This window comes from Ensifer sp. ENS10 (assembly GCF_014852025.1).
Lineage (GTDB): Bacteria > Pseudomonadota > Alphaproteobacteria > Rhizobiales > Rhizobiaceae > Ensifer.
Genome location: NZ_JACVAS010000002.1, coordinates 818,170 through 834,686 on the forward strand (window position 1 = coordinate 818,170; position 16,517 = coordinate 834,686).

The window sequence follows — 16,517 nt, forward strand, 5'->3', positions numbered from 1 at the left end:
GATATGTTTATGTGATTTGCGAGGTCGGTGCAAGCGGATTTGCGCGGAGAGGCCAAACAATGACGCTTGCGGAACAGGGCATGCAAAGGAAAACGGGCGGAGCCTGCGCTTCGCCCGTTCCCGTACAATAGACTTTCAGTTCCAGCGTTCGCGGCGCTGCCGCGATGCACTGGGCGCCGCAAGGAAATGCGGCGCCTTGGCTCTGATCAGCGCGTCAGGCGCTTGTAGGTGACGCGCTTCGGGTTGACCGAGTCCGGGCCGAGGCGGCGGATCTTGTCCTTCTCGTAGTCTTCGAAGTTGCCTTCGAACCATTCGACCTGGCTGTCGCCTTCAAAGGCGAGGATGTGCGTTGCCAGGCGGTCGAGGAACATGCGGTCGTGGCTGATGATAACGGCGCAGCCGGCGAAGTTTTCGAGCGCGACTTCGAGTGCTGCGAGCGTCTCGGTATCGAGGTCGTTGGTCGGTTCGTCGAGCAGCAGCACGTTGCCGCCGGCCTTCAGCATCTTGGCGAGGTGAACGCGGTTGCGCTGACCACCCGAGAGGTTGCCGACCTTCTGCTGCTGGTCGCCGCCCTTGAAGTTGAAGGTCGAGCAATAGGCGCGCGAGTTCATCTCGTACTTGCCGAGCTTGATGACTTCGGCACCGCCGGAGATTTCTTCCCACACGGTCTTGTTGCCGTCGAGCGCATCGCGGCTCTGGTCGACATAACCGAGATGCACGGTGTCGCCGATGCGGATCGAGCCGCTGTCGACCTGCTCCTGGCCGGTGATCATGCGGAAGAGCGTCGTCTTGCCGGCGCCGTTCGCGCCGATGATGCCGACGATGCCGCCCGGCGGCAGCTTGAGCGACAGGCCGTCGATCAGCAGGCGATCGCCGTAGCCCTTGGTGACGCCCTCCATCTCGATGACCACCTGGCCGAGACGTTCGCCGACCGGGATGATGATCTGCGCGTCGCCCGGACGCTGGTTTTCCGCCGCGTTGACCAGTTCGTCATAGGAGCGGATACGCGCCTTGGACTTGGCCTGGCGGGCCTTGGGGCTCGATGCGATCCACTCCTGTTCGCGGGCGATCGCCTTCTGGCGGGAGGCCTCTTCACGGCCTTCCTGCTGCATGCGCTTGGCCTTGGCGACGAGGTAGGCCGAGTAGTTGCCTTCGTAGGGAATGCTGCGGCCACGGTCGAGCTCGAGGATCCAGCCGGTGACGTTGTCGAGGAAGTAGCGGTCGTGGGTGATCATCAGCACGGCGCCGGGATATTCGCGCAGGTGCTTTTCGAGCCAGGCGATGGTCTCGGCGTCGAGATGGTTGGTCGGTTCGTCGAGCAGCAAGAGGTCCGGCTGCGAGAGCAGCAGCTTGCAGAGAGCCACACGGCGCTTTTCACCGCCGGAAAGGCTGGTGACGTCGGCATCACCCGGCGGGCAGCGCAGCGCTTCCATGGCCATCTCGACCTGGCTTTCGAGATCCCAGAGGTTCTGGCTGTCGATGATGTCCTGGAGCTTGGCGCCCTCTTCCGCCGTCTCGTCGGAATAGTTCATCATCAGTTCGTTGTAGCGCTCGACGATCGCGGTCTTCTTGGCAACGCCTTCCATTGCGTTCTCAAGCACCGTCTTCGTCGGATCAAGCTGCGGCTCCTGCGGCAGATAGCCGACGGTGGCACCCTCGGCTACCCAGGCTTCGCCGGTGAATTCCTTGTCGAGGCCGGCCATGATGCGCAGAACCGTCGACTTACCGGCGCCGTTCGGGCCGAGGATACCGATCTTGGCGTCCGGGTAGAACGACAGATGAACGTTCTCGAGAACCTTCTTCGCGCCGTAGGACTTATTAAGTCCGGCCATATGATAGATAAACTGACGTGCCATAAGGGAATGCTCCGCAGGGAAAGGAAATTTGCCCGCTATGTAGGCGAATTATAGGAAGGGGGCAATGAGCAAAGGCATTCGCCTCGGCTTGTCCCCCCACCTATCCCATGCGGCAACCCTGCGCCTCCAGCACATTCGCTGCCGAAGAACAGTGCCTGCGAAGCGGCTCAGCTTCGCCCGGCCGTATCGGCAATACCCTTGGCGCATTTGAACTCGGTCGGCCCGGCCGCCTGGATCAGCGGCGCGAGGCTGGACGCCTTCATGACGTCGCCGGTCAGCCCGATCGTCAGCCCGGTGATGATGCTGCGCCCCTGAACCGTCTGGCATCGCATGCGCACCCGGTCGCCGGCGCCAGTGCCAAAACTCTGGTCGAAGGCTTGCTTGATCGTCGCCTCGTCGAGTTCGGAGCCGATGCGCTGACGGAACAGCGCGCCGACCGCCGAGCGGTTGAGCTCCTCCAGCATGCGCAGCTGCGCCGAGAAATAGTCGTCGACCGAGTCGCTCTGGCAGGTGCCGCTGCGCAGCCACTGGTGCCGGTCGAGGCCGGATTGCACGCCGGGCATGGCGATCAGCAGCCGCGCCGCCGTGTCGTCTGCCATGGCGAGTTTCGGCAGTTCAAGCCAGCTGCCCTTGCGATCCTTCGCGCGCACCTCGGCCGTTACCCCGCAATAGCTTTTGCGCAGGGGCCAGAGGCCATGCAGCGAGAGATTGGTGGCGTCGAAACGCTCTGCGGTCTGGCTTTCGCATTCCTTGCGTTGCGGCCGCGTTTCGCAGAAGCCCGGCTGCCAGCTCACCGCCAGCACATATTCCGTGCGGCTGGTCGCGCCTTCGGAACCCCCTTGATCCGACATTTCCTCGCCGGCAGCAAAGGCGGCCGGCGCAAGGAACAGCGCCAACGCCGCCAGCAGTCCTGCCATCGGACCCGATATCGCCTTACAGAAACTAACCATGATATCCTCCTGCGGAAACAAAACAGGAACGAATATCGCTCAAAACGGGAAAATTGCAACTCTTAATTAAGATGAGCGCACATTCGCGTGTGACCTCATGCGCAACGAGCAACAAGCGGCGATTGCCTTTGCCTTGCAAATCGATTTGATATCGAATTGGTCTGTCGTTGTTGCCGGGGGAAATCGTGTTCGGGCAGGTGAAGACACATCAGAGCCCGACCGGAGCCACCTTGAGCTGGCGCCATTTCCCCGCGACCGCTCATGCGCGCGGCATCCTCCTCATCAGCCACGGCCTTGCCGAACATTCCGGCCGCTACGCCCGCTTTGCCGAAGCGATGGCCGCGCATGGCTTCCAGGTCTATGCCCACGACCATCGCGGCCATGGCGAGACGCGCGCGCCCGACGCCCCGCTCGGCATGTTTTCGAGCCGCGACGGCCTCGACAAGATCTTCGCCGATATCCGGGCTGTGCGCGAAATCGCGACCGCCGCCCATCCGGGTCTTCCCGTCATCCTCTTCGGCCATTCCATGGGCGGGCTGATTGCGCTGAACGCAGCCGAGGCTGATCCCGGCCTCTATGATGCGCTCGCCGTCTGGAACTCCAATTTCCGTCCCGGCCTCGCCGGCCGCGGCGGCCAGATGATCCTGAAAATCGAGAAGGCGCTGAAGGGTTCGGATGTGCCGAGCCCGCTCCTGACCAAGCTTACCTTCGGCATGTGGGGCGGCGCGATCAAGGATCGCAAGACCGATCTCGACTGGCTCTCGCGCGACGATGCCGAGGTCGCGAAATACGCGGCCGACCCGCTCTGCGGTTTCGATGCGACCGTCTCGCTCTGGCTCGACCTTTTCCGGCTATCCTTCGGCGGCGCCCGGCCCGACCGGCTGACGCGGCTCCGCAAGGACCTGCCCATTCATCTCGTCGGCGGCAGCGCCGACCCGTCAACCGAGATGGGCAATGCCATTCGCTGGCTCGGCGCCAAGATGAAAGCGGCCGGTCTGACCAACGTTACCGTCACCGTTTATGACGGCATGCGCCACGAGACCCTCAACGAACTCGGCCGGGAACAGGCGACGGCGGACTTTGCCGCCTGGTGCTTGGGCGCCGTCGCAGGCAGGCGCTGACCGGAAATATCATGGCCGACATGTCCCTTCAAAAGATCGCCACGGACCACAACCGCATCTCCTTCGGGCTGACGCTGATGGTGATCTCGGTGCTCCTGTCGCCGCTGATCGACATCTTCGCCAAGCTGGCGATTGCGACCGTCCCTTCGGCCGAAATCACCGCCGTCCGCTTCCTGCTTCAGGTCGTCTTCATCCTGCCGATCGTGCTCTTCCGCGGCAGCCTCTTTGATCTCACCTGGCGCAAGACGGGTCTGCATGCGTTGCGCGGCGGCCTCCTGGTCGTGACGATGCTCTCCTTCATCACCACGCTGAAGGTGATGGAGGTTGCCGACGCAATTGCGATCTTCTTCGTCGAGCCGATCATCCTGACGATCCTCGGCAGCATCTTCCTGAAAGAGACCATCGGCTGGCGGCGTTACACCGCCTGCGGCGTCGGCTTCTTCGGCGCGCTGCTCGTCATCCAGCCGAGCATGCAGGAGGTCGGTTGGATCGCGCTTCTGCCTGTTGTCGCCGCCTTCGGCCTTGCCGTGTTCCTGCTCGTCACCCGCATGGTCGCGCAGAACGAGGACCCCTGGTCGATGCAATTTCATGCCGGCATCTGGGGCGGGCTCTTCTGCCTCGTGCTTCTCTATTTCGGCGAAGGCACCGGTTCCGGCATCTTCGATCCGGTCTGGCCGCAGGGCTACACCTGGTACTATCTGCTCGGCGTCGGCGTCACCGCCACCATCTCCGGCGTGCTCGGCGTCTACGCCTATCGTGCGGCCCCGGCGTCGGTGCTGGCACCGCTGCAATATCTGGAAATCGTCTCGGCGACGATCTTCGGCTGGCTCGTCTTCGGCGATCTGCCTGATGCACTGAAGTGGCTCGGCATCGCCATCATCATCGGCTCCGGCCTCTACATCATCTGGCGCGAGCGCCGCATACACAAGGACACGAGCGTCGCTCCGGTGTCGCCAGCCATCTGACAACAACAATCAGACTACAAAAGAAAGACCATCGGGAGGAAGATCATGAAAACTGGAGGCCAGCTCGTCGTCGACGCACTCGTCGCCAATGGCGTGAAACGCATCGCTTGCGTGCCGGGGGAGAGCTACCTGGCTGTGCTGGACGCGCTTTACGACACCGACATCGACGTGCTCGTCTGCCGCCAGGAAGGCGGCGCCGCAATGATGGCGGATGCCTGGGGCCGGCTGACGGGTGAGCCCGGCATCTGCATGGTGACCCGCGGCCCCGGCGCGACCAACGCGTCGGCGGGTCTCCATGTCGCACGGCAGGACTCGATCCCGATGATCCTCTTCATCGGCCAGGTGCAGAGCGAGGCCCGCGAGCGCGAAGCCTTCCAGGAGATCGAATACCGCCGCGCCTTCACCGAAGTGGCCAAGTGGGTCGGCGAGATCGACGATCCTGCCCGCATTCCGGAATTCGTCACCCGCGCCTTCGCCGTCGCCACGTCCGGCCGCCCCGGCCCGGTCGTGCTGACGCTGCCCGAAGACATGCTGACCCGCAGCGCCGAGGCGCCGGCCGCCAAGGCCTACCAGCCGGTCGAAGGCCATCCGGGCCCGGCGCAGGTAAAGCGGCTCGGCGAAATGCTTGCCGCCGCCAAGCGGCCGATCGCCATTATCGGCGGCACCCGCTGGACCGCGGAAAGCGTCGCGGATTTCCAGCGCTTCGCCGAGCGCTGGAAGCTGCCCGTCGGTTGCTCCTTCCGCCGCCAGATGCTCTTCGATCACCTGCATCCAATGTATGCCGGCGATGTCGGCATCGGCATCAACCCGGCACTCGCCAAGGAGATCAAGGAGGCCGATCTCGTGCTGCTTCTCGGCGGCCGCTTCTCGGAAATGCCGTCCTCCGGCTACACGCTCATGGATAGCCCCTACCCGCGCCAGACGCTGGTGCATGTGTATCCCGATAGTTCCGAGCTCGGCCGCGTCTACCGGTCGGAGCTGGCGATCGCCGCAAGCCCGAACGACTTCGTCGCCGCCCTCGAGGGCCTTGCGCCCGCAGGCGAACCCGTCTGGTCCGAGCGCACGGAAATCATGCACGCGGCCTATCTCAAATGGTCGACGCCGCCGGAGACCGGTCCAGGTGCGGTGCAGATGGGCCCGATCATGAACTGGATCGAGGCGAACACGCCTCAGGATACCATCTTCACCAACGGCGCCGGCAACTATGCCACCTGGGTGCATCGGTTCCACCGCTTCCGTCGCTTTGCGACGCAGGCCGCACCCGCCTCCGGCTCCATGGGTTACGGCCTGCCGGCCGCCGTTGCCGCCAAGCAGTTGCATCCGGATCGCGAAGTCATCTGCTTTGCCGGCGATGGCTGCTTCCTGATGCACGGCCAGGAATTCGCGACCGCCGTGCGCTACCGCCTGCCGATCATCACCGTTGTCGTCAACAACGGCATCTACGGCACGATCCGCATGCACCAGGAGCGTGAATATCCCGGCCGCGTCAGCGCCACCGACCTCACCAATCCGGATTTCGCGGCGCTCGCCCGCGCCTATGGCGGCCACGGCGAAACGGTCGAGAAGACGGAAGAGTTCGCCGACGCGTTCCTCAGGGCGCGCGCCAGCGGCAAGCCGGCAATCATCGAGATCAAGCTCGATCCCGAAGCGATCACGCCGACGCGCACGTTGACGGATATCAGGAACGGCTGATCGGGTCTTGTTGGCGAAGGTTCAATCACGGCGCGGACGCGCCGTGGCTGGATTCCTGTGACAAGCACAGGAATGAGGGCGTTGGGACCTAGCACCCCGGTCATCCGACGTAGTCAGCCTCCGTGGAAACCAGGCATAACTATGCGGCAGCATCTCCTGGCATTCCCTCATTCCTGTGCTTGTCACAGGAATCCAGCAGCGCCGCGTCGGCGGCGCGGGAAATAGCCACGCCTGCAACCGACCCTATCCTGCGACCCGAGCCGCCTACTCCAGCCATTCCGTCGAGAACGTACCGGCCGCATGCAGGTCGGTCGTCTCCAAGCGCCCCGGCCCGAGATTCTCGAACTTGTGCGGCACGTTGGCCGGCGCCACGACGATCTGGCCGGCTTCGGCGTCGATCGTGCGATCGCCGACGGTGAAGCGCGCCCGGCCGACGCGTACGATGAAGGTCTCGGGATAGGGATGGCGGTGCAGCTTCGGCCCGTAGCCGATCTCGTCCGTGGAAACGAAGATCACCGAGAGTCCGGCGCCAAAGGCGCCGCCCTCGAATTCGCCCTTCCAGACCTCGGGCTCATCCGCCCATTGCTCACGCGAAATCAGATGCGCTTCGGCCATGCCGATCCTCCGTCGTTCGATCACACGAACGCGGCCGAGCGCGATCTATAGAACTGGAGCCTGGCTCAGCCGCGGATATGCTGGGTCTGCTGGTAGACGGCCGTCGAGCGCGCGCCGGAGCGGCAATAGCCGAGCATCGGGCGCTGGAACTCGTCGAGCGCATCGACCATGCTCGTTACCGCGTCTGCCGTCACGCCCATCGGGCCGACGGGGATGTGCTTGGTTTCGATGCCGAGCTCTTCGGCGCGGGCAGCGATCGAATCGAAGGTCGGCTGATCCGGCGCCTCGAAATCCGGGCGGTGGCAGACGATGGACTTGAAGCCGAGCGCTTTGATCTGGTCGAGATCCTCGACGGTGATCTGGCCGGAGACCGAGTATTCGTCGTTGATCTGGCGGATGTCCATGGTCGTCTTCCTCAGGAAATGTGGTGGCCTCTGATGTAGGCGCAGCCCTTCCCCGCGTCAATTCAAAAGCCGCGTGTTCCAGATGCCAGATCAGGCAACTGAGAAGGCGATCGCGTAGCTCCGTGCCTCACCCGGCAGGAGCGGGATCAACTCTCCGGCCGCCGCCAGCTCCGGACGCTTGGCGATGCGGTGCGACACCGGCTCGATGCTGATCACATCCGCCTCGCCGCGCTGACAGCGCCACATCTGCAGGAAGGGCAGCGTGTCGATGCGGAACCGCACCTGGAGATTGCGCCCACCGAGCCCGGCAAGGCCTGCGAGGGTGACATCCGACCAGCCGTCGAGACCGATGGCCGCTGGCAGGCAAAAATGCGCACTCTCGCCATTGCCGAAGCGCCAGATGCTCTCCCCGTCTGCAAGCGAAGCGCTGAGGATACGGGTGACCGGCCCGAGCAGCCTGCCGGCGATGTTGACGTGATACATCATCATCGGCGGAAAGGCCGAGGTCCCCACGTTGACGACGCGATCCTCGAGCACGACTTCGTGCCGCCCCGCATCGATCCGCCACCGCCGCTCGATCCGCGCCTGCCCGCCATCGGCTAGCGCCACCTCGATCGTCGCCGTGCACTCGGCTCCATCGCTCGCCATCTGCGTGTGGCTGACCGCAGTCCCGGCAAGCGACCCATGCAGCGGGTAGCGCGCGCCGCCCTCGATCGGCTCAGGATGGCGGATATGCTCGGGGCCGCAGGTGAAGAGAAATCCGGCAAGCGCCCGGTCGATCCTGATATCGCCGTCAGAGGGGATCGCGGCACCCGGCGACAGGTCGACGCCATCGACGACGAAGGCGGCGATGTCGAGCGCGGAAAGACGATCGAACAGCACATGATTCTCTTGGCCGTCCGCAGGTTCTTCGAGCGTTCTCAGCATGTCCTCTTCCTCAAATCGGCCGTAGAATCACTGCAATCACAAAGCGATGATATCTGAGGAGAGCCACATTTCATTGGTTGAAGCCGAAGTCTGCTCCGCCTAGATAGAATTTAACCGCTTGTTCATGATGAATTCATTTTTTTCACATTAACGTCGAAATCCAAATGTACCGCGCCACATTCGCTACAATGAAGACAGGTTCTCACGTGACGTCAGCGACCCGCATCGGCCTCTCGCTTCTCGCCGCAGCCGGCTTTCTCGCCGTGGATTTGACGGCCGCTTTCGCGCAGGACTATCGCGGCAGAAATCGCTATGGCGACGACGTCATGCTGGTCACGCCCGATGGCGAAATTCTCGACTACGTGCCGCGCGCCGATGAGGTGCAGACCATGCGCGACAGCCGCGGGCGCACGCTGCTGATCGATAGCTGGGGCAATGTGGTGGCGACCGTCGTGCCCAATCGCGGCCGCCAGGATGGCTATGGCGGCTATCGCCGCGAGGGCGACGTCGACATCTATTCGAACCGCCGCAATCGCGACACCGAGCGCGGCTACGGCTATTCCGAGCCTGGCGAAGTCACCGGTTCCATCCCCGACTACCGCGACGTGGTGCCGCCATCCACCGATGGCAACGAGCTGCCGAACAGCCTTCCGGGCCTGATCGACGGCACTGAAGAAGCCGCGATCGATCCGAACGACACCCAGCCCATGCGCCAGTCGATGCCGCCGGCAATGACGGTCAAGAGCAAGTCGCGCGCCGAGATCACCGCCCTGCAGGTTTTCCTCGACCGAGAAGGTTTTTCGCCCGGCGTGATCGACGGTAAGATGGGCTCGAACGTGACCAAGGCGATCGAGGCCTGGCAGCAGTCGACCGGCGAGACGCTCGACCCCAACAACACCGAGGACATCCTCGAGCGGCTGCGCATGAGCGGCGGCATGCCGATCACCAGCTATACGATCACGGCTGCCGACGCTGCCGGCCCCTATGTCGCGTCGATCCCGGAGGACTACGCGCACAAGGCGATGCTGCCGCATATGTCCTTCACCTCGACGACGGAAATGCTCGGCGAAAAGTTCCACATGGACGAAGCCTATCTGCGCGAGCTGAACCCGGGCGTCGACTTCACCATCCCGGGCACCATCATCAAGGTGATCAATCCGGGTGCGAACAAGGCCGGCAAGGTCGCCCGCATCCTCGCCGACAAGGCGCGCAAGCAGGTGCTCGCCTATGACGACACCGGCAAGCTGATCGCCGCCTATCCGGCAACGATCGGCTCGTCCGACACGCCATCGCCTTCGGGCACCGTCAATGTCGAGCGCATCGCGCTCAATCCCGGCTACACCTACAACCCGAAGATCAACTTCAGGCAGGGCAACAACGACAAGATCCTCACGTTGCAGCCCGGCCCGAACGGCCCGGTCGGCACCGTCTGGATCGCGCTCTCGAAGCCGACCTACGGCATTCACGGCACGCCGGAACCCTCCAAGATCGGCAAGACCCAGAGCCACGGCTGCGTGCGCCTCACCAACTGGGATGCGACCGAGCTCGCCAAAATGGTCAGCCCCGGCGTGACCGTCGAATTCGTCGATTGACGCCATTGCGTTCGGCTACTGCATGTTTCCTTTAATCTTAGCCGATTGAAGGACAAAAACATGCAGCAGTTCAAAGCGCTACAGCGACCTTTGCGCGTCTTGATAAGACGCTCGGCGCAGGCCAACCGCCGCTGCCGAAAGCTTTTTTGCACCATTTCCCCCAATTGGGTGAGTGACTTCCGCCAAACGGCATAGAAGATGGCGTTGCCTGATTGACCATCCACGACAGGCACGTTTTTAAAGATGTATCGCCGAAGCGAGACGACGTTTCGGCAAAGATTTTTCAGACGTATACATTTACAAGACCGCAGCTGCCGACGACCCAGCTGCGGTTTTTCTCATCACCCCCCATCGCACAGCGCCCCGATGCCTCTCGCGCCGGCCTTGCATCATGACTTCATGAAACATTGTCATGAGAATTTTCCCCGCAATCGGCTATCACCGAGAGAACCCTGACCTATAGCCGGACGTCCGGCCGCACTTGAAGGATTGCCGCGATGGCGACGGAGCGCACCCTGCCCAACCTCTGGCATGCGACGGCACCGGCCGCGCCCGAAACCAGGCCGCTCAGCCGCGACCTGACGACCGATGTCGCGATCGTCGGCGGCGGCTTCACCGGCCTATCGGCAGCCCTGCACCTCGCCGAAAAAGGGATCAAGGCAACGGTGATCGAGGCGAAGATGATCGGCTTCGGCGGCTCCGGCCGCAATGTCGGCCTCGTCAATGCCGGCATGTGGGTGAAGCCCGACGATCTCATCTCGACCCTCGGTCCGGCCGCCGGCAACCGCCTGCTCACCGAGCTCGGCGATGGCCCGTCGATGGTCTATGCCCTGGTCAAAAAACACGGCATCGCCTGCGAGGCGGTGCGCAACGGCACGCTGCACATGGCCGTCGGTAGCGAAGGTGTCACGGAAATCAGGGATCGCGAAGCGCAATGGCAGAAGCGCGGCGCCCCGGTAGAGGCGCTCTCCGCCGAGCGGGCGCATGCGCTCACCGGCGCCGAAGGCTTTTCCGGCGCCCTGCTCGATCGCCGCGCCGGCACCATCCAGCCGCTCGCCTATGCCCGCGGCTTGGCACGCGCAGCCCTTGCCGCCGGTGCCGAGATCTACACCGACACGCCGCTGACAGGCGCCGAACGCCAGGGCGAGACCTGGGTGCTGAAGGCAGGCAACAGCGTCATCCGCGCCAAGCAGGTGATCCTTGCCACCAACGCCTATGGCGGCCTCTTCGCCGAAAGCCCGTGGCAGGCGCATACGCAGGAACTAACGATCCTGCCCTATTTCCAGTTCGCCACCAATCCGCTGCCCGATGCGGTCGCGGGCCGTATCCTGCCGGAACGCCAGGGCACCTGGGACACCGGCCTCGTCATGACGTCGTTCCGCATGGACCAGCAGGACCGGCTGATCTTCGGCTCGATCGGCAGGCTCGACGCGATCGCCGAAGGCACGCACCGCGCCTTTGCCGCCCGCTCGCTGCGCAAGCTCTTCCCCTATATCGGCGACTTCCGCTTTGAATACTGGTGGGACGGCCGCATCGGCATGACCACCAACAACCTGCCGGCCATGCACACACTTGCGCCCAACGTCGTCTCCGTCAGCGGCTACAACGGCCGCGGCATCGCCCCGGGCACCGTCTTCGGCCGCGCACTCGCCAACCATGTCACCGGCGAGACCTCGGCGATCCCACTTGCGGAAACGCCCGTCACGCCCGACACCTGGCGCACCGTGAAGTCGGCCTTCTACCACGCCGGCGCCCAGGCCAAACACTTCATCGACCGGCGCTTCTGAACGCTGCTTGGCGGATAGGCTGACCGGTCATGCCGGTCCGCCACCTCCACTTCCTTTTCCGTCATCCTGGAAGCTCCGCGCCCCCTGAGTGGACGGTCCCGGCAGACCGGCCATCTCCGCGCCGTCAGCCGGTCGGCTGGAGTTCTCGCGGCTGTTCGCTAGCGCGCGGGCTCATGCGAAACCCAAAACCGATTGCAAAATAGCATCAGTAGATCTAACTTACACCGATTGCACATCGCAATCAGATCGGTGCGAACGTGCCATTCGAGACAAGGAATTGGCCCATGGCAAAGCTCGTGTTCGGAATGAACCAGTCGCTGGACGGTTACGTCGATCACATGGAGTTTGCGCCAAGCCCGACGCTCTTTCGCCACTTCATCGAGGAGGCCGAGCGGCAGGCGGGCAGCCTATACGGTCGCCGTATCTATGAGATCATGCGCTACTGGGACGACGAGCATCCTGAATGGGATGAAGACGAACGGGCCTTCGCGACGGCGTGGCGGAAGCAGCCGAAATGGGTCGTTTCGCGCTCCCTGACCTCTGTGGGCCCCAATGCCCGGCTCGTCGACGGTGATCTAGCGGCCGCGGTGCGCAAGCTGAAGGCCGAGCACGACGGCGAGATCGAGGTGGCTGGCCCGGTCCTCGCGCACAGCCTCACCGAGCTTGGCCTGATCGACGAGTACCGGATCTACCTGCACCCGGTCGTGCTCGGTCGCGGCAATCCCTATTTCGCCGGCCCCCGACCGCCGCTCCGTCTCGTAGCTCACGATCCGATTGGCGAGGATGTGGTGAGGTTGACCTACGTTCCTGCTTGATCTCGCTGGCGAAAACGCAGGCCGCCCAGTCCTACAAATAAACGCCCCGGATCATGCCTGACCCGAGGCGTCGTCTTTCAAGACGGAATGCACGATCACGCCGCCGCGCGGTAACCCGAACCAGCACTGACCTGTACCTGCGCAGAGGTCCGGAAGGCGCGCAGGCGCATGGCGATGTGCTCGGCCTCGCCCGTCAGCGCCTGGCTTGCGGCGTTGGCCTGTTCGACCATCGCGGCATTCTGCTGGGTGATCTGGTCCATCTGGGTGATCGCGGTGTTGACCTCCTGCAGGCCGGTTGCCTGTTCGGCGGTGCTGGCGCGGATGGCGCCGAAGACGGAGCTGACTTCGACCACCTGCGCCACGATCTGCTGCAGCGACTGGGCCACCTGGTTGACCGAGTTCACCCCATCGTCCACCTGGCCGCGTGACTTGGCGATCAGCCCCTGGATATCCTTCGCTGCGTCGGCACAGCGCTGTGCGAGCGCGCGGACTTCCGACGCAACAACGGCAAAGCCCCTGCCCGCCTCGCCGGCCCGCGCCGCTTCGATACCGGCGTTCAGCGCCAGCAGGTTGGTCTGGAAGGCGATCTCGTCGATCACGTCGACGATCCGGGCGATGCTGGCAGACGACGTCTGGATCTCCTGCATCACCTCGATCGCGTGGCTGACGATCTCGCCGCTCTGTTCGGCATTGGCGCGCGCCGCGATCACCGTCGAATTCGCCTGGTTGGCGCCTTCGGCCGTCTGCTTGACCGTGCGCGTCACCTGCTCGACGGCTGCCGCCGTTTCTTCGAGATTGGCCGCCTGCCGCTCCGTCCGCCGGGCAAGATCGTCGGCCGCCGCTGCGATTTCCTTGGCGCTCGTGTGGATCTGGCTGGCGCCGGCCTCGATGCCGCCGATGGCACGAGAGAGCTCGCCGATCGCGTGGTTGAAGTTTTCGCCAAGCTCCTGATAGGCGACCGGCAGATCGGCGCCGATGCGCGCCGTCAGATCGCCGTCGGCGATCTTCTTCAAGGCGGCGCCGAATGTCTTGCTGATCAGCGCGCGCTCGGCCGCCAGCACTTCCTCCTGGACGGCCCGCTGCTTGGTCACGTCGGACGCATCCATGTAGACCGAGATCGACAGGTCCATATCGAGGAACACGCCCTTGACGAGGCTCGACAGCATGGCGCCCAGCTCTTCTGCCGAGGTGGTCTGGCGCGAAAACAGACCGGCCTTCGGCCAGTACGCCCTAACGATTTCGGTGATCAGATGTTCGGCGATCAGCGCATAGCCGCCGATGTACCAGCGCGGCTCGAGGCCGATGCGCGCGTGGACCTGGCCGATGGTGCGGACCTTGGCGCTGTAGTCTTCATTGAAATTGGCGTCGGCGATGTTTGCCCAGTGGCCGACCTGCGCGCCCTTGGCACGGTCGATATGGCTGTCGGACGAGAAGAAGCGCTTCGTCTCGGGCGTCGCCTTCACCTTGCCATAGAACTTGTCGAGCGCCGGCTTCAGTTCCTTTTCAAGGATCGGCTTCAGCGCCTTGAGGCTCGTTCTGGCGGCATCGTCGAGCGCCATGAAATTCAGACGACCGGCAACATCCTGCGTACCGGCAGCGGTGTGTTCCGTTTTCATGCGCGAGCTTCCTTGCATGCTCTACTGCACGTCCCCGTAAATCGCATTCGATTTGAGGACAAAAACATGCAGCAGTTCAAAGTGATACAACGACCTTGGCGCGCCCGATAAGACGCGCGGCGCTGTTGTGGATCATGGAGACAGGATCGACGGCGCACTGCATGTTTCCTTTAATCGTATTCGATTAAGGGACAAAAACATGCAGCACTTCAAAGTGCTACAGCGACCTTTGCGCGTCTGATAAGACGCGCGGCGCTGTAGGCGTCTGAGATCATGGCCGCAGTCATGGCGGCCGATTGCCCGATTGCTGATATCGCGGGGCAAGCTGTGTCCTTGGCCACTGTTAGAAGCACAGGGTAAAAGAAGCCTTACGGACGACAGCTATTTCGCGAAGGCTGAAACAGGATTCAACCGGAACTGACGAACGTCAATTCCGGTTGAAAGGGAACAATTCGAGGAAAAGATCAGGCGGCGTTGCGCGACGCCCAGGACGGCATGCGTGCGGCCCAGGAACGGCGCGCCTTGACCGGCAACAGCGCCTGCACTTCTTTTGCCAATGCGAAGGCGTTTTCGCGCGCCTTGTCGAGGTTGCTGACACGGGCCGGATCCATCGTCTGCAGCGTGCCGCCGCAGTCGAAAATCTCGCGATAGGCGGCACGCTCGACGATCGGCGTGTCGAGCACCGAAACGCCGCGCTCGGCGAGCATGGCTTTGATCGTCTGCAGCGCGCGCGTGGTGACGAGCGAATTGACGCGGGTGAGCACGACCGAATGGTTGATGCGTTGCTTGGACCGATCCTCGATCTGGCGGATGAGTTCGAGAATCTGCGCAGCGCCGCGCGCATCCATGGCGCAACCCTGCGCCGGGATCAGCACCTGATCGGAAATGGCCAGCGCCAGTGCGACAATCTGGTCTTTCGCGCCCGCGAGATCGATGACGATGTAATCCGCCTCATCCTTCATCTCGCGAATATGACATTCGAGCGAGCCGGGCGTGATATGCGAGATCACCGTGAGGTTGGCGATGTGGCCGGAAGCTTCGGACCAGCTCGTGATCCAGCGCTGCGGATCGGCATCGAGAACCACGACACGATGTCCTTGCCTTGCCAGCTCCGTCGACAGGATCAGCGCCGCCGTCGTCTTGCCCGCGCCGCCCTTTGCATTGGCGAAAGTGATGACCGCCATGATATTCCTCATTCTGTGCGTGTTCCGCGCCGAACCCGGCCATGGCCGGTGGTTCGCCTCTTAACGAAACCTTTCAGATCATGGTTAACGAATTGGTAACGCGGCTACGTGAAACCTGACAGTCACGCGGCCGGAAGACCGGCGGTACGCCGCAATGAAGATGAAAAGGAGCAGAGGTTCCGGCTCTCAGGCCGGCAGTGCGACCGGGTCCGGCGCCCGCTCCGAGCGGTAGCACATCGATGAGAACGGACCGTGCCGCATCGTTTCTCCGGCCGGGTTGAGCAGCCTCAGCACGTCATCGGCAAAGGCGCGTGCATTGGCCTGGGCCTTTGCCAGATTACTGACCCTGGCAGCATCGAGCGAATAGAGCGTATCGCCCTGCTCGAACAGTTCGCGAAAAGCCGTGCGTTCTACCAGCGGCGTATCGACGAGGCGGATCTTGCATTCGGCCAGCATCAGCTTGACCTTGCGCATCGCCCGCGTCGTCACGATGGCGTTGACCCGTGTCAACAGCACCGCATGGTTGATATTGGCGTGCGCATTGTTCTCGATATAGCGGATCAGTTCGAGCACCTGCGTGGCGCCGCGCGCATCCATGACGCAGCCCTGAACCGGGATCAGCGTCAGATCGGAAAGCCCGATCGCAAGCGCGACCAGCACGTCGGCCGCTCCCGAGAGGTCGATGACCACATGCTCGACGCGACCGCGCAGCCGCCTGAGGTGGTCGCTGAGGGTGGTCGTGGTGACACCGGAGATGACGGAGAGATTGCTGTCGCTTCGACCGTGCCTAAACCAGTCGGTCATGCAGGCGAGTTGGTCGCAATCGAGAACCGCAACCCGGTCGCCGCGCCGGGCAAGCTCGCTGGCGAGCAACAACGCTGCCGTCGTCTTGCCAGCTCCCCCCTTCGCATTCGCGAGGGACATAATCGCCATTGCTCGACCCTAACTCACCGCGGCCCTTGGTTCCGGGCCGAAACATACGCACACCCTAAT

The 16,517-nt window shown here is 63.4% G+C and carries 14 protein-coding genes; 6 read left to right on the top strand and 8 right to left on the bottom strand.

Annotated features, from left to right (window positions below; genetic code table 11):
• Positions 1 to 206: 206 nt before the first annotated feature.
• Together ettA and IB265_RS10960 are read right to left on the bottom strand one after the other, a co-directional pair.
• Complete coding sequence (ettA, locus tag IB265_RS10955) at positions 207 to 1,856, bottom strand: energy-dependent translational throttle protein EttA (protein WP_057253423.1); 1,650 nt, start codon at positions 1,854 to 1,856, stop codon at positions 207 to 209.
• A 167-nt stretch (positions 1,857 to 2,023) separates the two neighbouring features.
• Complete coding sequence (locus IB265_RS10960; RefSeq protein ID WP_244495687.1) at positions 2,024 to 2,806, bottom strand: ribonuclease T2; 783 nt, start codon at positions 2,804 to 2,806, stop codon at positions 2,024 to 2,026.
• A gap of 185 nt (positions 2,807 to 2,991) precedes the next feature.
• On the opposite strand from IB265_RS10960, the gene IB265_RS10965 reads away from it, so the two are divergent.
• From IB265_RS10965 to IB265_RS10975, 3 genes are read left to right on the top strand one after another with little or no spacing between them, the layout of a single operon-like run.
• Positions 2,992 to 3,927, top strand: a complete 936-nt coding sequence (locus tag IB265_RS10965) for an alpha/beta fold hydrolase (RefSeq protein ID WP_057253416.1) — start codon at positions 2,992 to 2,994, stop codon at positions 3,925 to 3,927.
• A gap of 11 nt (positions 3,928 to 3,938) precedes the next feature.
• Positions 3,939 to 4,892 (top strand): DMT family transporter, encoded by a 954-nt coding sequence (locus IB265_RS10970; RefSeq protein WP_057253414.1) that lies wholly within the window; start codon positions 3,939 to 3,941, stop codon positions 4,890 to 4,892.
• A 45-nt stretch (positions 4,893 to 4,937) separates the two neighbouring features.
• On the top strand, positions 4,938 to 6,584 hold the full coding sequence (locus IB265_RS10975; protein WP_057253412.1) for a thiamine pyrophosphate-binding protein: 1,647 nt from the start codon (positions 4,938 to 4,940) through the stop codon (positions 6,582 to 6,584).
• Positions 6,585 to 6,848: 264 nt separating this feature from the next.
• Here the strand turns inward: IB265_RS10975 and IB265_RS10980 are convergent, their stop codons facing one another.
• From IB265_RS10980 to IB265_RS10990, 3 genes are all read right to left on the bottom strand, one after another.
• A complete protein-coding gene (locus IB265_RS10980) occupies positions 6,849 to 7,199 on the bottom strand; it encodes a cupin domain-containing protein (RefSeq protein WP_057253410.1) in 351 nt (116 codons plus the stop codon).
• A gap of 65 nt (positions 7,200 to 7,264) precedes the next feature.
• Positions 7,265 to 7,603, bottom strand: a complete 339-nt coding sequence (locus tag IB265_RS10985) for a TIGR01244 family sulfur transferase (RefSeq protein ID WP_057253408.1) — start codon at positions 7,601 to 7,603, stop codon at positions 7,265 to 7,267.
• 90 nt (positions 7,604 to 7,693) lie between these two features.
• Positions 7,694 to 8,527 carry a DUF4432 family protein gene (locus tag IB265_RS10990; RefSeq protein WP_057254373.1) on the bottom strand — a complete coding sequence of 278 codons (834 nt, stop codon included), beginning with the start codon at positions 8,525 to 8,527 and terminating at the stop codon, positions 7,694 to 7,696.
• 167 nt (positions 8,528 to 8,694) lie between these two features.
• On the opposite strand from IB265_RS10990, the gene IB265_RS10995 reads away from it, so the two are divergent.
• The 3 genes from IB265_RS10995 to IB265_RS11005 all read left to right on the top strand — a co-directional run bounded on the left by IB265_RS10995 (position 8,695) and on the right by IB265_RS11005 (position 12,724).
• The gene (locus IB265_RS10995) at positions 8,695 to 10,122 is read left to right on the top strand and encodes a L,D-transpeptidase (RefSeq protein WP_057253407.1); all 1,428 of its coding nucleotides are present in this window, start codon (positions 8,695 to 8,697) and stop codon (positions 10,120 to 10,122) included.
• A gap of 497 nt (positions 10,123 to 10,619) precedes the next feature.
• On the top strand, positions 10,620 to 11,909 hold the full coding sequence (locus IB265_RS11000; RefSeq protein WP_057253405.1) for an FAD-binding oxidoreductase: 1,290 nt from the start codon (positions 10,620 to 10,622) through the stop codon (positions 11,907 to 11,909).
• 284 nt (positions 11,910 to 12,193) lie between these two features.
• A complete protein-coding gene (locus IB265_RS11005; RefSeq protein WP_057253403.1) occupies positions 12,194 to 12,724 on the top strand; it encodes a dihydrofolate reductase family protein in 531 nt (176 codons plus the stop codon).
• Positions 12,725 to 12,819: 95 nt separating this feature from the next.
• On the opposite strand, the gene IB265_RS11010 is transcribed toward IB265_RS11005, so the two are convergent.
• The 3 genes from IB265_RS11010 to IB265_RS11020 form a co-directional block, all read right to left on the bottom strand.
• Positions 12,820 to 14,340: a globin-coupled sensor protein gene (locus IB265_RS11010; RefSeq protein WP_192494779.1), complete on the bottom strand. Its 1,521-nt coding sequence runs from the start codon at positions 14,338 to 14,340 to the stop codon at positions 12,820 to 12,822.
• 464 nt (positions 14,341 to 14,804) lie between these two features.
• On the bottom strand, positions 14,805 to 15,524 hold the full coding sequence (locus tag IB265_RS11015; RefSeq protein ID WP_192494780.1) for a ParA family protein: 720 nt from the start codon (positions 15,522 to 15,524) through the stop codon (positions 14,805 to 14,807).
• Between the two features lie 186 nt (positions 15,525 to 15,710).
• Complete coding sequence (locus IB265_RS11020; RefSeq protein ID WP_192494781.1) at positions 15,711 to 16,457, bottom strand: ParA family protein; 747 nt, start codon at positions 16,455 to 16,457, stop codon at positions 15,711 to 15,713.
• Between the last annotated feature and the right edge of the window lie 60 nt (positions 16,458 to 16,517).